Source organism: Sphingomonas sp. P3_C5 (genome assembly GCF_056402635.1).
This window is the reverse complement of record NZ_JBFUHA010000013.1, coordinates 43,780-60,888: the sequence shown is the minus strand read 5'-3', so window position 1 is coordinate 60,888 and position 17,109 is coordinate 43,780. Positions and strand designations below refer to the sequence as shown.

General features: G+C 65.2%; 14 protein-coding genes. 5 read left to right on the top strand and 9 right to left on the bottom strand.

Annotated elements, in window-relative coordinates; genetic code table 11:
* Positions 1-20 precede the first annotated feature (20 nt).
* On the top strand, positions 21-1,964 hold the full coding sequence (locus tag AC1DVS_RS23745; RefSeq protein WP_478026966.1) for a S8 family serine peptidase: 1,944 nt from the start codon (positions 21-23) through the stop codon (positions 1,962-1,964).
* 19 nt (positions 1,965-1,983) lie between these two features.
* Here the strand turns inward: AC1DVS_RS23745 and AC1DVS_RS23740 are convergent, their stop codons facing one another.
* From AC1DVS_RS23740 to AC1DVS_RS23725, 4 genes are read right to left on the bottom strand one after another with little or no spacing between them, the layout of a single operon-like run.
* The gene (locus AC1DVS_RS23740; RefSeq protein ID WP_478026965.1) at positions 1,984-5,379 is read right to left on the bottom strand and encodes an acyl-[ACP]--phospholipid O-acyltransferase; all 3,396 of its coding nucleotides are present in this window, start codon (positions 5,377-5,379) and stop codon (positions 1,984-1,986) included.
* A 38-nt stretch (positions 5,380-5,417) separates the two neighbouring features.
* Entirely contained in the window at positions 5,418-6,293 is an 876-nt protein-coding gene (locus tag AC1DVS_RS23735) for a DUF6999 family protein (protein WP_478026964.1), read from the bottom strand.
* Positions 6,286-6,975 (bottom strand): iron-containing redox enzyme family protein, encoded by a 690-nt coding sequence (locus tag AC1DVS_RS23730; protein ID WP_478026963.1) that lies wholly within the window; start codon positions 6,973-6,975, stop codon positions 6,286-6,288. Before AC1DVS_RS23730 ends, AC1DVS_RS23735 begins: the two co-directional genes overlap by 8 nt.
* On the bottom strand, positions 6,972-8,114 hold the full coding sequence (locus AC1DVS_RS23725) for a thiolase family protein (RefSeq protein ID WP_478026962.1): 1,143 nt from the start codon (positions 8,112-8,114) through the stop codon (positions 6,972-6,974). Before AC1DVS_RS23725 ends, AC1DVS_RS23730 begins: the two co-directional genes overlap by 4 nt.
* A gap of 116 nt (positions 8,115-8,230) precedes the next feature.
* Here AC1DVS_RS23725 and AC1DVS_RS23720 point away from each other — a divergent pair, with 116 nt between their 5' ends.
* Both AC1DVS_RS23720 and AC1DVS_RS23715 read left to right on the top strand, forming a co-directional pair.
* Complete coding sequence (locus AC1DVS_RS23720; protein ID WP_478026961.1) at positions 8,231-8,848, top strand: TetR/AcrR family transcriptional regulator; 618 nt, start codon at positions 8,231-8,233, stop codon at positions 8,846-8,848.
* A gap of 2 nt (positions 8,849-8,850) precedes the next feature.
* Positions 8,851-10,137: a serpin family protein gene (locus AC1DVS_RS23715; protein ID WP_478026960.1), complete on the top strand. Its 1,287-nt coding sequence runs from the start codon at positions 8,851-8,853 to the stop codon at positions 10,135-10,137.
* 36 nt (positions 10,138-10,173) lie between these two features.
* Here the strand turns inward: AC1DVS_RS23715 and AC1DVS_RS23710 are convergent, their stop codons facing one another.
* The 5 genes from AC1DVS_RS23710 to AC1DVS_RS23690 are packed head-to-tail and all read right to left on the bottom strand — an operon-like array spanning position 10,174 to position 15,002.
* Positions 10,174-10,683: a GNAT family N-acetyltransferase gene (locus AC1DVS_RS23710; RefSeq protein ID WP_478026959.1), complete on the bottom strand. Its 510-nt coding sequence runs from the start codon at positions 10,681-10,683 to the stop codon at positions 10,174-10,176.
* Complete coding sequence (locus tag AC1DVS_RS23705; protein WP_478026958.1) at positions 10,680-13,568, bottom strand: M16 family metallopeptidase; 2,889 nt, start codon at positions 13,566-13,568, stop codon at positions 10,680-10,682. Before AC1DVS_RS23705 ends, AC1DVS_RS23710 begins: the two co-directional genes overlap by 4 nt.
* Positions 13,569-13,573: 5 nt before the next feature.
* Complete coding sequence (locus AC1DVS_RS23700) at positions 13,574-14,527, bottom strand: aldo/keto reductase (RefSeq protein ID WP_478026957.1); 954 nt, start codon at positions 14,525-14,527, stop codon at positions 13,574-13,576.
* Positions 14,524-14,712, bottom strand: a complete 189-nt coding sequence (locus tag AC1DVS_RS23695; RefSeq protein WP_478026956.1) for a hypothetical protein — start codon at positions 14,710-14,712, stop codon at positions 14,524-14,526. Before AC1DVS_RS23695 ends, AC1DVS_RS23700 begins: the two co-directional genes overlap by 4 nt.
* A gap of 23 nt (positions 14,713-14,735) precedes the next feature.
* Positions 14,736-15,002: a hypothetical protein gene (locus AC1DVS_RS23690; RefSeq protein ID WP_478026955.1), complete on the bottom strand. Its 267-nt coding sequence runs from the start codon at positions 15,000-15,002 to the stop codon at positions 14,736-14,738.
* Between the two features lie 136 nt (positions 15,003-15,138).
* On the opposite strand from AC1DVS_RS23690, the gene AC1DVS_RS23685 reads away from it, so the two are divergent.
* Together AC1DVS_RS23685 and metF are read left to right on the top strand one after the other, a co-directional pair.
* Positions 15,139-16,098, top strand: a complete 960-nt coding sequence (locus tag AC1DVS_RS23685; RefSeq protein WP_478026954.1) for an ArsR/SmtB family transcription factor — start codon at positions 15,139-15,141, stop codon at positions 16,096-16,098.
* Positions 16,095-17,036, top strand: a complete 942-nt coding sequence (gene metF / locus AC1DVS_RS23680; protein WP_478026953.1) for a methylenetetrahydrofolate reductase — start codon at positions 16,095-16,097, stop codon at positions 17,034-17,036. The genes AC1DVS_RS23685 and metF overlap by 4 nt, the downstream gene beginning before the upstream one ends.
* Positions 17,037-17,109: the final 73 nt, after the last annotated feature.

The window sequence follows — 17,109 nt, the reverse complement described above, 5'->3', positions numbered from 1 at the left end:
TACACGGATGGAGATTTTCGATGGCCGGAAAAAGGATCGGTGTGCGGATTGCATCGTCGCCCGCACTCTTCAAGAATCATCTGCGCCAGAGGCAGCTGGAACAACGCCGCGACAGGCCCTTCGAGAAAATAGTCCGGGGCGCCTCCCCCGGCCTGCTGCTCGCGATCCGCAGGGCGATCCCCATCCTGGCCTTGTCGGTGTCGTCGAATGTATTGGCGCAGAGTTCGACACAGGTACACACGATCACGATCCCACAAATCCGCGATGTCGAAGATTCCAAGGCAGGCCGTAGCGAGACCGAGAAAAAGCTCTCATCGCAATTGCTTGACACGTTGAAACAAAGGGCATCGGGCTCGATTGTAAGCACTGCGCCGAAATTGCAGGCGGACACACTCACGGCGGCTCCAGAAGGAGTCGTCGTTGACATTGACGCCCCGGTCACGCCGGATCTGCTGGAAGCAATTAATGGTCTGAATGGCCACGTGATCAATTCTTCCGAGCGTTTCCAGTCAATCCGCGCGTCGATACCACTGGAGGCGCTGACGACACTTGCCGGCCGCCCGGAAATTCGTTCCATTGCGCCCGCTGCCAAGGCACAAGCCAATGTGATCGATATTGCTGGCGAAGGAGTGATTGCCCACACTGCCGATTTGGCCGCTCAGCTTGGCCTGACCGGGCGCGGCGTACGGATCGGTGTGCTCTCCGACAGCATCGACAATGATGATCATAGCGCTGAATCCAAGGGAACGATCCGATTTCTTGGTGGCCAGAAAATCCACGTGGTGACTGACGAAGACGGCGCGGGCGAAGGTGAGGGCCTCGCCATGCTCGAGATCATTCATGCGATAGCGCCGGACGCCGAATTATATTTCGCAACCGGGCTGGGCGGCAACGCTCACATGGCGGAGAATATCATCAAACTTCAGCGGGAAGGCTGCGATATCATCGTAGACGATCTGACCTATTTCAACGAGGCGCCATTCCAGGACGATGCGATCAGCAGGGCGGTAAACGAGGTTTCCGATGCGGGCGTTCTGTATTTTTCTTCGGCACGAAATTCCGGGAATCAGCTTCACAATACTTCGGGCACATGGGAGGGCGATTTCAAGGACGGCGGTCCGGCCGGCCCGGCTTTTGGAGCGGCCGGGGCCAACGCCCGGCTGCTCGATTTCGGCGGCGGCATCACACTGAATACTGTTGATGACGCGTCTTTCGGCGGGCGTGTCGATTTATTCTGGTCCGATCCGCTAGTCGGCTCGACGAACGGCTACGATCTTTTCGTCGTGAACTCCAGGGGAGAGGTCGTCGGATCCTCGACCACCAGCCGGACTGGTGGCCAACCACCCTATCAGGCGATCGGCTCAGTGCGGAGCGGGCAAAGCATCGTCATCGTCAAGGAGGCGGCAGCGGCACCGCGCTTCCTCCATCTCGACACAGGACGGTCCCGATTGCGCCACAGCACCGCGGGCAATGTTAGGGGCCACAACGCGGCCGGCGCCGCGAATGCATTCTCCATCGGCGCGATGAGCGTCCCTTCCCCTGCAGCCGCATTTCGCCAAGACTCCAGGAACAGCATTGAGGTATTCAGTTCAGACGGACCCCGGCGAATCTTCTATGATAAGTTGGGCCGGGAAATTACGCCGGGCAATCTCTCTTCGACCGGTGGCCAACTCCGAAGCAAGCCGGATCTCACCGGTGCGGATAATGTGACCACGACATTGCCAAGCGATTCGGGACTGAACCCCTTTCGTGGCACGTCAGCTGCCGCGCCACACGTCGCGGCGATCGCGGCGCTGTTGATGTCATGTACGCCACGTCCGACGCCCACCCAAATCCGCCATGCGCTCGAGACAACAGCGATTCCGCTTGAGGGTGACCAGCCCAACATCACGGCTGGATTTGGCATTGTGATGGCCCGTCGTGCCGTAGCGGATGCCTGTGCCGTTGCTTCGTCGACCCCCTGAAACACGGGCTCGCCATCGATCACCCGGCCGCCAGCGTCGTCATCGTCACATAGTCGAGCTTGCCGGTGCCCAGCACCGGCAGCGCTTCGACGATCCTGATCTCGCGCGGCATCGCGATTTCGGCCACGCCGTTCGCCTTGCCCCAGGCCTGAAGCGCTGCGGTTTTCGCATCGGCGCGGGTGGTGAACAGCACCAGCTGCTCGCCCTTCTTCGCATCCGGCCGGGTGACGACCGCATGCTCCGACCCCGGCCAAAGCGCGGCAGCATAGCCCTCGACAGCCGGTAGCGAGATCATCTCGCCGCCAATCTTGGCGAAGCGCTTGGCGCGGCCGCGGATTGTGACGAAACCCCCCTCGTCGATGGTCACGATATCGCCCGTGTCGTGCCAGCCCTCAGCTGGCGGCTTGAGCGCGCCCGGCACGTCAGTGGTCATATAGCCGGCCATGATATTGGGCCCGCGGATCGAGAGCCTGCCGCCCTCCTCGATGCCCGGTACGGCCTCGAGCTTCGCCTCGACACCCGGCAACAGCCGACCGACGCTCCCGGCGCGGAAATACATCGGCGTGTTGACCGCGATCACTGGCCCGGCCTCGGTCGCGCCATAGCCTTCGAGAATGCGCAGCCCGAACTTCTCGGTATAGACCCGCCGCGTCTCGTCGCGCACTCGCTCGGCGCCGGCAAAGATGTAGCGGACCGAATAGAAGTCATAGCTGTGCGCCATCCGCGCGTAGCCGGCGAGGAACGTATCGGTGCCGAACAGGATCGTCGCGTTCGAATCATAGGCGAGCGCGGGCACGATCCGGTAATGCAGCGGGCTCGGATAGAGCAGGGTGCGAATGCCGGAGAGAATCGGCAGCAGGGTGCCGCCGGTCAGGCCGAAGCTGTGGAACACCGGCAGCGCATTCAGCACCAGATCGCTCTCGTTGAAGTCGATCCGCGCCGCCAGCTGCAGGCAATTGGCGAGCAGGTTGCGGTGAGTGAGTACCACGCCTTTTGGCAGGCCTTCCGATCCACTGGTGAACAGGATCACCGCCGCGCTGTCCGGCGTGATGCCGCGGGCGCGGTGCAGCCGGCCGGCGAAACGCGCGGTGACGAGTGCCCGCAGCTTTGCGCCCAGAGTGATCGATGCCCCGACGTCCTCCAGCCACAGTATGTTGCGCCCCGCTGCCTCGAGCGCGTCGATTGCCGGCTGCAGCTTGGCCTGKGTGATGAAGGCGCGCGCGGTGATGATCGTGTGGATCTCGGCCGCCACGCACGCCGCCTTCAGGCTCGCCGGCCCCGCGGTATAGTTGAGCATCGCCGGCACCCGGCCGATCGACTGCAGAGCGAAGAAAGTCGCGACCACGCTCGACACATTGGGCAGCATCACGCCGACCGCCTCGCCGGGCCTGGTCACGCCCTCGAACACCGGGCCGAGCGCCATGCTGCCGGTGACGAGCTTCTTGTAGGTCAGCGGATCGCGCTTCACATCCTCGACCACACCGACGCGGCCGCCATGCACATCCTTCGCGTCGAGCAGCGCCTGGAACAAGGTCCGGTCGATGTCCGAGGTCGCGAAGATCATGTCGCTCATCACGTCATAGAGCTGGCGCCCGGCGATCGCGCGGCGTGCCCGGCCGCTCATCTCGCCCTCGATCGCGAAACGGCGCGGCGGCAATATGGTCAGGCTGATCTTCGGGAACCAGCGCAGCCGTACCTTGCCCTTCAGGTAGGAGAAGGGCGTGAACTGCGCCCCGTCGATCCGCACCGGCACGATCGGCGCGTCCGCCTTGTCGGCGACCATGCCGGGCCCGTCGAACACCTTCATCAGCGCGCCGGTGACGGTGATCCGTCCTTCGGGGAAGATCACGAGCGTGTTGCCCGCCTTGACTGCCTTGACCATCGCCTTGGCCGCCATCGGGTTGGTCGGATCGACCGGAAAGGCGCGGAACAGCTTGAGGGCAGGCTGGATCCACCACAGCTTCACCACCTTGCTGTGCACTGCGAACACCGGCTTGCCCGGCAGGAACACAGCGAGCAGCAGGCCGTCGAGCCAGGAGACATGGTTCACCACCACCACCGCGCGCTCGCCGGGCTGCGGCATATTCTCCGCGCCGTTGAGCTCGATCCGGTAAAGGAAGGTGAGCACGCCGCGGATCACCGACTTGATCACGGTCTCGGGGAGCAGCCAGCAGCTGATCAGGGCGATCGACAGTGTCGAGAAACCCATCGTGCCGATCACGCCCGGTACGCCGACGTCGCGCGCCTGCAGGATCAGAACGACGACAACCACGAGCACCGACACCGCCGCATTGACGATGTTGTTGGCGGCGATGATGCGCGATCGCTGGTCCGGGGAGCTCCTGGTCTGCAGGATGGCGTAGAGCGGGACGATGAACATGCCCCCGGAAAAGGAAATGACCACCAGGGCTGCAAGCGTCGGCCAGGTCGCCGGGTTGCCGAGAAATTCGGTCCAGTGGACGCCGGTCGCGTGCGCGACGAAGCTCCCGGTGGTCAGCCACAGCGCCATCATGCCCGCCGACATCACCAGCGCCGAGATCGGCACGTAGCGCGCCGAGACCTCGCCCTTGAGAAGCCGGTTTACGAGCATCGAACCCATCGCGATCGAGACCGAGAAGACGATCAGGAACAGCACGACCACGTCCTGCGCGCCGCCGAGCGCGCCCGAGACCAGCGGGGCGAAATTCGACAGCAGCACCGCGCCGACCGCGAAGAACCAGCTGATGCCGAGAATCGAGAGCCATACGCCCTCGCCGGCATGGGCGATCCGCAGCACCGTCCAGGTGCTGCGGAACGGATTTCGGTCGATGCGCAGACCGGGCGCCGTCGGCGGCGCTGGCGGGACCGCCCAGCTTGCAGCAAATCCCACCGCCGCGAGCGCGCAGGCGGTCAGCCCTGCCTCCCACGGCAGCACCACGCCGGCAAGCAACTGTCCGCCCAGGACCGCGAGGAAGGTTCCCGCCTCGATCAGCCCCGTACCGCCCATGATCTCATTGGCGTGCAGATGCTGCGGCAGGATCGAATATTTGACTGGACCGAAGATGGTGGAATGCATCCCCATCATGAACAAGGCAGTGAGCAGCAGCGGGATCGACTGCGCCCAGAAGCCCACCAGTCCGATGCCCATGATGACGATCTCGGCGGCCTTGACCGCGCGCACCAGCTTTGCCTTGTCCCAGGCGTCGGCGATCTGCCCGGCCATCGCCGAGAACAGGAAATAGGGCAGGATGAACAGCCCCGTCGCGAGCGTGGCGAGCTGCGCCGCGCTTGTCGGGTCGGTTTTGTAGATGGTGAAATTGGCGAGCAGCAGCATCGCGAATTTCAGCACATTGTCATTAAAGGCGCCAAGGAACTGGACGACGAAGAGCGGACCGTAGCGCCGTTTCGTCAGCAGCGAGAAATCGGGTGCCGACATTTCAAATTGCTCCCAGGTAAGATTCAGGCTGCTAAAATTCAGGCGGCGACGGACTGGCGCGATTTCATCTCGCGCAGGAAACCATGCAGTACTTCAGTCGAAAGGCCGTGCAGCATCAAGCGGAACCCGGCCTTCAACGTTGAAAAGGGCACCAGCGGATGCCGGTTGTTGATCATCGCCAGATGCCGATCCTCGCCGGTAAGCCGCGCCGCGTAAAGCCCGATCGTTTCATCGAGCTGCAATGAGTTGGAGGCGCGCCAGAAAGCGCGATCCGTCAGCAACAGGGCATAAGCGGGCGTATAGATTTCGATCGCGGTCTGCAGGTCGATCACGTTGAGCCGCCCGGAGGGGAGCGGATCGAGCGCGATCTCTTCCTGGATCGCCGAGAAATCGATGTGATCGACCTTGCTCAAAGTTGCGCCGCGCCGCTCCATTTCCCGGTTCAGCAGGATCAGGAAATTGTAGATGTTGAGGTCGTGCTTCAGGAACAGATTGTCGGCCACATCCTCGACCCGCATCGGCCGCATCGGCTCGAGATCGGGGTGAAAGCCGGGCGTCGCATTGTCCGAGATGAAGCGCAACACCTGCGCACCGAGATGGAAATGCCGCAGGATCAGCCGGTTCGCATCAGGCGTCAGGAAGTGCTTCATCCCGAACGCGATCGACCGGTGCAGAAAGCGCGGCGCATGCGGCCAGCGCGGGCTGACGATATGCACCAGCTGCGCGACCACGATCATCGCCCGGGCGAGTGGTCGCACCACCGGCAACAGGAATTGCCGGCTGCGGCACGCCTGGTCGCGGATCAACGCAGCCTTGGCGGCGGGATCGATCGGCAGGGTGCGATCGAGCATCATTGCCATGCCCGGATCCGGATCACGGGGATCATGCGGCTTAAACCCAAACCGCTCAGACATTATCGATCTCCTCGAGCTGGAGGCGATAGAGCCGCGCCACGATCCGCGCATGGCGGACGATCTCGTCGCCGGTGCGCGCGTCAGTGACGGCCAGCGCAAGCGCATGGTCGAACATGTCCAGATGATCGCCGTCATTGGCGCCGTGATAGGCAAGGAAACTTACCGCTTCGTCGCCAAGCCCCAATTGCTCGCTGATCGCCGCCGACCAGGGCCCGGCCAGCCGCTCGCCCAGCCCCTCGATGATGAACATCGCGCCGAGCAGCGCGATCGGGTCCTCGCGCGACGCGGCCTGGTACATGAAGGCGGAGAGCGCCTCCGATCCGATATTCTTGGGGGCCGAGCGGATGTCTCCGATCGCGCCGCCGGTGGCGACATAATTCTCTTCGAGCAGCCGGTAATCGCGGTGCTCGGCCACGGCATGCCGCACGAAGAGCGAGCGCAGCTCCTCCCGTTCGGGGCCAAGGTTCGAGGCGGCGCGGCTGATCCAACGGCTGCCCTCGACCACCTGCTGGCGCAGATTGACCAGCAGCCGTTGATAATCCTCGATCCGCAGGCGGTGGCCGAGCATCCGCGAGATCAGCGGCACCTGAACGAGGGCGCTCTCGAACTCGATCCAGGCCCGGGCGAGGCCCCGCTGGGTTGTCTCGGTCAGCGTATTTCGCTCGATCGTGATTGCAGTCATTGCGTGTCTCCCACAACGGTAAGGCCGGCATAGGCCATGATGCACTGCCCGCTTTCGGGCACGGCGCAGAGGATGCGCTGGCCCGGCGCGAGCCGGCCCGATCGCATCAGATCGTCGATCATCAGGAACAGCGCCGCGGCGCCGACATTCCCCTTGTCATAGAGGTTGGTGAACCAGCGCTCCTCGGGGACCATGCAGCCGGCCTTGGTAGCGAGCTTCACCATCTCCTCGCGTAAGGAGTGCGCCGAGAAATGGCAGAGGAACCAGTCGACCGCCTGCGGATCGATCCGCCCGTCATCGACCAGGCGCATGAACTCGCCCATCCACACCGGGAGCATCCGATAGAGCGCGTCGACATCCTGGCGCAGCTGGAACGCGCCCGCCTGCGCCGCTGCCGCCGCGCCGCCCGGATAGAGGCTCCAGGGCGTCAGCGACCCGTCGGCACCGCGCCCCGCGCCGCCGGTCATGCAGGGCGCGAAGCGGTCGGCAAAGGAGCGCAGCGAGATCCAGTCGATCCGGAGCGACAGGCCGTGCGCGGCCGGCCGATCCTCGATCATCAGCGCGGCGGCGCCGTCACTGAGCGTCCAGCGCAGGAACTCGGCATCGCCGGGCAGGGTGCCGTCGGGCTGCACCGTATCGGTGCCGTGATAATGATCGGGCCGGAAATAGCGGCTGGAGAATTCGGCGCCGACCGCGATCGCCGCGCGATGCTCGCCCGCCGCGACCTGAAGCGCGGCTGCCTTCAGCGCCATCATCGAACTGGCGCAGACGCTCTGCAGGCTGGCGAGCTCGATCGGCGGCAACCCGCTCTCGGCATGCACGCCCGAGGCAAGGCCTGGCACCATCATATCATTTTGCGTGGTGGCGGTCGCGAGGAAGCCGATCCGCTCCCGATCGACCTCGGCATCCGCGATCACGCCGCGCACTGCTTCGGCTGCGAGCTTCGCGACGGTCCAGTCGCTGCTGCCGTCGGGCCGGATCGCATAATGGCGCGTGCGGATTCGGTTTTGCCGCAAGGTCAGCCGCCCGAATCGCTCAGCCTCGGGCGAAAGCCGGCCGATATGGTCGGCCATCGCGTCATTGCCGACAGACGGTCCCGGCAGGAACTGGGCAGCCGCGGTCACGTACACGGGTTGCATCGAAACAACTCCATTTAACACCGGCGAGTCGCCGGCTGAGCGTTGGATGACATAAAATTGAGCACTGTTCAATAAAAATATTAGACGGTGTTCAATTTTATCCCTATTTGGTGCCCATGGGACGGAGATCTGATCATTCTCGTGAGCAGCTTGAGGAATTGATCCTCGCTGAAGGGCACCAGCTGATGGCGGAGCTGGGTTATGCCCGATTCTCGGCACGCGAGGTGGCGAAGCGGATCGGCTATTCGATCGGCACGATCTACAATGTGTTCGACAACCTCGATTCGCTGCTGCTGGCGATCAACAGCCGCACCTTCACACTCTGGGCGGCCTGGCTGCGCGACAAGCTGGCGCAGTCGGAAAGGGGGGCGGGGGAGGATCGGATCGCGGCGCTGGTCGCCGGCTATTTCGATTTCGCCGCGCGCAACCCGAATCTGTGGATGGCGATCTATGATCACCGCTTGCCTGCCGGCATGGAGATGCCGGACGACTATCGCCGCAAGCGCGCCGGCCTGACCGGCATCGTCGAGGAGGAAATCGCCAGGGTTCTGCCACCCGAGACGCGGGATCGGGCATCGGCGCTCGCCCGCTCGCTTGTCGCGGTGGTGCACGGGCATTGCGAGTTCGCGCTGAACGGCACTTTCGCGCTCCTCGGCGAAGAACAGCCTGAACAGGCGGCGCTTGCCCGGGTGCGTGAAGCGCTGGCAGGGGCGGGGGCTGAACCAAGAGGATGATCATGACGAGATCCGGACACACGGACCAATCTGAGGGTCCTGCGCCGGACCTGGTCGCCGGTATCAACCGCTTCTCGCTCGATCTCTATCGGCGTGCCGATGCGGAACCGGGCAATCGGTGCCTGTCGCCGCTCAGCGTCGCGCTGGCATTTGGCCTGGCCTATCGCGGCGCGGTCGGCCCGACCGCGACGGAGATCGCGACTGTCTTCCATTTCGCGCAGGACCCGATCCAGCACCATGTCGCCAGTGCCGCGCTGGTCGACGCGCTGAGGATACCGCCCGCCGAGGAGCCCGACCTGTCATGGCTCGACCCCGAGGAGAGGATTGACTTCATCGTTCCCACATCCGCCGACCTCCGTCTGGTCAACAGTCTGTGGCTGCAGCAAGGCATGGTCCTTCAGCCCGACTATGCTGCTGACGCGGCGGCTGAGCAGGCGCTCGGGATCCGGCGCGTCGATTATCGCTGTGATCCCGCGGCGGCGCTGGCGAAGATCAATGCGGCCGTTGCCGCTGAGACCAACGGGCTGATCGATCCGTTGCTATCGTCAGCCAACGTCACTGCCGAAACACGGGCAATCCTGGTCAACACGCTCTACTGGAAGGCGCAATGGGACTCGCCGTTCGAGCCCGAGGATACGGAGAGTGCGCCGTTCACGTTGCTTGACGGCGGCGTTGCGACGGTTCGGCTCATGCATCAGCGCTCCTGGTTCCCGGTGCTGGAGCGGGACGGCGTGAAGGCTATCGCACTGCCCTTCCACGTCGATGATCACGATCATAATGTGTCGATGGTGATCCTGTTACCGGACGATGCCGCTGCCTTGCCGGAGTTCGAGGCCGGCCTCGATCATGATCGGCTTGCCGCCTGGTTGAAGGATCTCGACTCAGCCGAGCATCGCAACACACGTCTTGCCTTGCCGCGAATGCATATCGACTGGGGTGCCAATCTCGTCCCGCAGCTTCGGGCGATGGGCTTGTCGCTGCCGTTCGAAGACGCAGCTGATTTCTCCGGAATGGCGGTGCTGCCGGCTCCCGACGATCCCGAAATGCCCAGCCTGAAATTCACCAGCGTCGTGCACCGGACCGTGTTGACGGTGGACGAACATGGCTGCGAAGCGGCAGCCGCCACGGCGATGGCCGCGGTAGTCGGCTGCATTCCCACCGCACCCCCGCCACCGCCTTTCGAGTTCCGGGCGGACAAGCCCTTTCTGTTCCTGCTGCGCGATGAGCGCACTGGGCTCATCCTGTTCATCGGCAGCCATATTGCTCCGGGGGAAGGATCGGCAGCGTAGCCCGGAAGGGCTTCCAGATGCGCCGCCTGAGCGCCTTCAGCCGATAACGCGGAACCGCAGCACGGGCCCGTTCCATAGCGGACTCTCGACATCGACCAGCTCGACCTCCTCGGCGAGCGGCTGGATTGCGGTGCGCCAGAAGGCGAGCGCTCCATGGTTGGCGCGCGCCACGGCGGTTTCCCACCGGCCGGGGTAGCGGCTGAAGATCATGCGCACCGCGGCGGTACCGACGCCGCTGCGGCGGTGTTTCCGGACGATGAAGAACTCGGCCATGTTGCGATCGAGCAAGGCGCCGGTGTGCGACGCCTTGTTCAGCAACGCAAAGCCCGCAAGAAACCCGTCTGCCTTCACCAGCAGCGGGACATGGTCCGGCTCACGCCACCAGGCATCGAGCGGATAAGCGGCGAAAAGGCCATCCTCGCCAAGCTCTCCGCGCGCTTCTCCTGACCAGAGCTCCGAGAAATCATGGGCGTAGAGCTGCATCATATTGGCGAGCGCCACCCTGTCCTCGGGTAGCGCGACCACGACCTCGACGGCCGCTGTCATTTCTCGGGCAGCACGCGGAGCTCATAGCTGCCGCCCGGCCGCAGATACTTGACGACTGCGGCCTGCACCTGGGCCGGGGTGATGGCGGCATAGCCGGCCTCGATGCCGAGGAACGAGCTGGTGACGCGCGGGTCGTCGAGATTGCCCGAGAGATAGCCGAGCCAGAAGTCGTTGCTGCTGCCCTTGGCGCGCGCAAATCCGCTGATCATCGGTGTCTTGGCGCGATTGAGTGCATCGGCATCGACGCCGCGTACCGACAGATCGGCGATCGCGCTGTCGAGCGCCGCCTCGAAGTCGGGGATGCGCGCGACGTCGAGCTGAACGCCCGCCCTGAAGGTCCCGTAATGCGCGAGGTCTTCGGACTGGCCGCTGGCAACGAAGGGCGAATAGGTGCCGCCGGTCTTTTCGCGGAAATCCTCGACCAAGCGGGTCTCGATGATCGAGGCGGCCAGCCGCAACGCCCGGCTCTCGGCGATGTCGCCATAGACGCCGGTCGTCGGCCACACTCGGAGCACGATCGCCTGTCCCGCACCGCCACGATGGTTGAGGATGATCGGCGCAGCCTCGGGTGCCGAGGGGCGTATGTCGAGCTGCGCAGGCGTTGGCGGATGGTCAGGCCGTGGCGGCAATGCCCCGAAGCTCGCCCCAACCGCGGCTATCAGCGCATCACGATTGAAATCGCCGACCGCGATGATCCTGATCGGACCTGCCGCAAGCTTCGCCGACCAATAGGCCTTAAACGCGTCGAGCGTCAGTCCGCTCACCTGCTTGGGATCGGGGATGCCCTGGAATCTCTTGTCGCCGCGATAGTCATAGCGTTCGGCAAAGGCGCCGAGCACTGAGCCCGGCTGCCCGAAAATCGTCTGATAGCTCGCATCGAACGAGCTTTTGAGGCGCTGCAGCGATGTCGCCGCGAAATGCGGCTGAGTCAGCAGCCCTGTCATCAGGCGCAGCGTATCGGGCAGGTCATTCGGGTCGGTGCGCGTGGCGAGGACCAGGCCCTTATAGGTGGGGCGGACCGCGAAACCGGTCTGGCGCCCGGCCGACAATTTGGTCAGCTCGTCGGCGGTGAAGGGCCCAAGGCCGCTCTCCAGCAGCGCGCCGCTGGTCCAGGAAAGCACGGGTTCGTCCTGGCCCTGGTTGAGCACGCCGTGCCCGATCAGAACCTGGACCCTTATCGCCCGCTTCTCGATCGCCGTTTTCTTCAGCACCAGCTCGACGCCATTGGCAAAGCGCACGCGCTCGGCACCGAAAGCGGGGAGGGCCATGGTCACCACCGCTTTGCCGGCCGGCCCGGGCAGCGCCAGTTCACTGATCGAGACGCTCCTGACCTCGGTCCGCGCGGAAGCCGCGACCTTGCGTGCACCGGCAAGCGCGGTCGCGACGGCGGCGGTGTCGCCGGCCACCGCATCCTTGCTCGCGAGGATCAGGCGCGGATCGGCGGCGAACAGCCGGTGCAGGGTTGCCGCGATCAGTGCCGGCTTGATCGTCGGCCGCATCGCGTTGAAGGCGTTGCGGTAGAAGATTCGGCTCGCGCTGACATCGCCGCTATCGACATCGTCGATGAAGGTCTCGGCAAGCGCCGCCGAGCCCTCGGTCTCGCGGCTGGTTGCTGATCCGGCATAGCTTTCCCGCATCCGCGAAAGCTGCTGGTCCACCTCGCCCTGCGACGGCGGCTCGGCAAGCGCACTGTTCAGGACGGCGAACACCCGGTCGAGGGCCGCATGCCAGTCGCCGGCCTTGGGCATTCCGAAAATCATGGTCTGATCGACTGAATGCTGGCTGCTTCCCTGACGTACCCCGGCAGACAGGATCGCGCCGCCGCCTTGCGCCTCGGTCGCGAGCCGCCGCTCGAGAATGCCGATCGCTGCCTCCTCGACAAAAGCAGTCTGGACGCGGGCCAGAGTCCAGGGGCGCTCGTCATGTGCGCGAAGCCAGATGAGCTGGAGCGCACTCGGCGCCTGCGGGTCGCTCACCACCGCGACCGGCAGCGCGGGCATCTGGAGCGCCCCGTAATCGGGCTCGGACGGGCGCGGACCGCTTGCCTGCCAGCCGCCAAACGCCTTTTTGACGGCCGCCTCGAGCTCGGCCGGATCGGCATCGCCGACGATCACCACCACCGCGCGCTCGGGCCGATACCAGCGGTGATAGAAACTGCGCAGCCCCTCCGCGCTCGCCGCGGCGAGGGTCTCGGGATTGCCGGCGATATTGCGCCGCCCCGCGAGCAGCCCGGGAAGCACGACCGCCTCGCTCGCCACGCGGAACTTCTCGCTGAGCGGCGTCAGCCGGAGCGCCCGTTCGGCCAGCACCACCTTGCGCTCGATCTCGACCGACTTCGGATCGATCGTCGCATTCTGCATCATATCGGCAAGGATGCTGGTCGCGCTATCGATCGCGGCGCCATTCGCCTTGGGCAGGTCGAGCTCATAGGTCGTCGCGGTCTGCGACGTATGGGCGTTGGAATCAGTCCCGAAGCTTGCGCCCATCCGCTGCCAGATCCGCACCCCCTCGCCATCGGCCAGAGTCCTGGTGCCGCGGAACACCATATGCTCGAGGAAATGCGCCCAGCCCTGCTGCGCATCGCTTTCCATCAGCGCGCCGACATCCATGCGGATCCGGATCGAGGCAGCGCCGGCCGGCTTGGGGTTGCGCCGCACGGCATAGCGCACTCCATTCGTGAGCGTGCCGGTGCGCCAGGCCGGATCGGCGGGAATGTCGCTGCCGGCATGCTGCCAGGAGGTGGCGACGGGCGTGCTGTCCGCTGTCGCCACCGGCGGCGCCGTCTGGCCAAGGGCCGCCGCGCCGGTGACGAGCAGCAGCCCGGCCAGCATGGTCTTCCATGTCGCAGGACCGAGGCCCGGCGTTTGCGAGCCCCGGCTCCGCATGTCGGTCAGGCCCCCGCCACGTCCAGCGCCTCGAGTTGGTCCGGCGTCAGCGTCAGGTCCATCGACCCCAGCAGCTCCTCCACCTGCGCGACGCTGGTCGCGCTGGCGATCGGCGCGGTGACGCCCGCCTGTGCCGCGAGCCAGGCCAGCGATATCTGCGCCGCCGACGCCCCGGTCTCGGCCGCGACCTTGTCCAGCGCCGCCAGCACGGCCGGGCCTTTGCCCTCGAAATAGGCCGCCATTCTTGGGCCACGGACGGCGCTTTTGCCGGAGTCGGCGGGGCTGCGATATTTGCCGGTGAGGAAGCCATTGGCGAGCCCGTAAAAGGGCACAACGCCGATATTGTGCTCGACGCAATAATCCTGGAGCTGGCCTTCGAAATTGTGCCGGCTGATCAGATTATATTCGGGCTGGAGCACATGATAGTGCGGCAGGCCATGCGCCTTCGCCGCGTCATTCGCGGATTTGAGGCGGGCCGCATGAAACTTCGAGGCACCGAGCGCACGGACCTTCCCCGCATCGATAAGCTTGCCGAAAGCGGCCAGCACATCCTCCTGTGGCACGGTCTCGTCGTCCTGATGCGCGAAATACAGGTCGATACGCTCGATGCCCAGCCGCTTCAGCGAAGCCTCGGCAGAGGCGGCTATGTGGGCGGGGGCGAGCTTCTCGCCATTCGGCCCCTGCAGCATGCCGACCTTGGTTGCGATCTGGACCTGGTCGCGCTTGCCGGATGCCTTGAGCCATTCGCCGATCACCGTCTCGGATTCGCCGCCCTTGTTGCCGGGCGCCCAGGCCGAATAAACATCAGCTGTGTCGATCATCGTGCCCCCGCCGGCAACGAAGGCATCGAGCACGGCAAAGCTCGCCGCCCGGTCGAGGTTCCAGCCAAAGACATTGCCGCCAAGCACCAGCGGCGCGATGTGGAGATTGGTCGCGCCGAGGCGACGTAAATTGGTCATTGCGGCTGGTCCTGGTCGGTCGTGTTCGCGGTGACGGCGTTGATGTCGACGCTGTTGGCGTCGAGCATCGCCGCCGCGTCATTCAGCTGTTCCGCCTCCGCCGGAGTGGCCGCCCCAGGGGTGGAGTCGGCGCCCTGGCAGCCGACAAGGAACAGCGCCGGAAGGAGCGTCGCAAGACGTTTCATTGAAAGTCCCTTCGCCGCCCGGATCAATCCTCGATCTCGTTGCCGGCGTCCTTCAACGCTTCGCCGGCCTTGCCGCGCGCGGCATCGGTCGCAGCGGCAGCGCTGTTGACCGCAGCCTCGCCCGCGCCGAGCGCCTTGTCGGCGGCCGCATCGGTATCCTTGACTGCCTCGCCCATCGTCGCATTGGCATCGGCCGCCATCGTGTCGGCAGCCTGGGCCGCCTCGTTCTGCGCTTTCTGGCTGCACGCGGCCAGGCCGAGAATCAGGGCAAGGGCGACGAGTTTCTTCATGAGGCTTCTCCTGGGAGATTGGGGCGTTCAGCTCTTGGGCGCGACGCTAGCCCATGCGCCGCGCAGCGTGCAAGGCGAAGGGAGCGCAAGAGCTGCGTTGACCTGATATAAAGATATCTTTATATCTATATGCGCAATGACGATCGCCCTCGACATCTTCCGTGCCCTTGCCGACGCGACCCGGCTGCGAATCCTCGCGCTGTTGCGCTCGATGGAGCTGTCGGTCGGCGAGCTCGCCCAGGTTCTCGGCCAGAGCCAGCCGCGCGTCAGCCGCCATGTGAAGATCCTCTGCGACGCCGGCCTCGCCGAACGTCGCAAGGAAGGCAGCTGGGTGTTCGTGGCACTCGGCAAGCCCGCGCGGGTCGAGCCGATACTCTCCTCGCTCGACAGCTGGGGCAAGCTCGAATCCGATCATTGGGCCGTCGCCGACGCCGCCCGGCTCGCGGCCGTCCGCGCTGACCGCGCCGCCTCGGCGGCCGGCTGGTTCGAGGCCAATGCCGGCCAATGGGATGCGATCCGCTCGCTCCATATCGCCGAGAGCGAAGTCGAGGCGGCCATCTCCCAGATCCTCGGCGAGGCGCCGATCGGCCAGCTGATTGATATCGGCACCGGCACCGGCCGCATGCTCGAACTGTTCGCGGCGCGCGCCGAATACGCGCTCGGCATCGATCGCAGCTCCGAGATGCTGCGGCTCGCCCGCGCGAAACTGTCCGAACGCGGCCTCGCCAATGCCGAGCTGCGCCAGGCCGATCTCTACGCCCTGCCGCTCGGCGACGGCGCGGCCGACGTCGCGATCCTCCACCATGTCCTGCATTTTGCGCAGCAGCCMGGCGCCGCCATCGCCGAGGCGGCGCGCGTGCTGTCGCCCGGCGGGCGGCTGCTGATCGCCGATTTCGCCCCGCATGACCGCGAGGAACTGCGCACCCGCGACGCGCACACCAGGCTCGGCTTTTCGGACGAGCAGATCGCTGCCTGGTTCGATGCGGCCGGTCTGATGCCAGCGCGGACCGAAACGCTCAAGGGCGGTGAATTGACGGTAAAACTCTGGCTCGCGCGCAAGGCCGGCCAGCCGATACAGAAGGTGAAGGCGGCATGACGATCTCGATTTCGCAACTCGAAGAGGCGCGCCGCGCGCTCGACGCGCCCCTGTTCGCCGATGTCGCCGGCGATGCGGCGGTATCGTTCGAATTCTTCCCGCCCAAGTCGGACAAGATGGAAGAGACTTTGTGGGATGCGGTGAAGACGCTCGAGCCGCTCGCCCCCCGCTTCGTCTCGGTCACCTACGGCGCCGGCGGCTCGACCCGCGAGCGCACCCACGCGACCGTCGAGCGGATCGAGCGTGAAACGAGCATGGCCGCCGCCGCGCACCTCACCTGTGTCGAGGCGAGCCAGGCCCAGATCAACGAAGTCGCCGAGGAATATTGGGCGGCGGGCATTCGCCACATCGTCGCCTTGCGCGGCGATCCTCCCGTCGCGGGTGCGAAGTTCGTCTCGCATCCCGATGGCTATGCGAATGCAGCGGCGCTGGTGGCCGGCCTGAAGAAGCTCCACCCGTTCGAGATCTCGGTCGCCGCCTATCCCGAATGCCATCCGGATTCGGCCAGTGTCCAGGCCGATATCGACAATCTCAAGCGCAAGATGGATGCCGGCGCCAACCGCGCGATCACCCAGTTCTTCTTCTCGCCCGAAGCCTATTTCCGCTTCCGCGACCGGGTCGCCGCGGCCGGGATCAGCGCGGAGATCGTGCCCGGCATCCTGCCCGTCTCGAATGTCGCGCAGACCCGCAAATTCGCCGGCATGTGCGGCGCCGAGATCCCCGACTGGATGGACCGGCTGTTCGACGGCCTCGACGATCACCCTGCCGCGCGCCAGCTCGTCGCGGCGACGGTCGCAGCCGAAATGTGCCGCCGGCTTTATGCGGGCGGGGTGCGCGGCTTCCATTTCTACACGCTCAACCGCGCCGAGCTGAGCTTTGCGATCTGCCATCTGCTTGGCATCCGCGCCCAGACCCAGGCGCACGAGGCGGCGGCTTAGTAACTCGCCGTCATGTCGGACTTGTTCCGGCATCCACCGTTCCGCGAAATCTGCGGCCGGTGGGAAAGCGGCA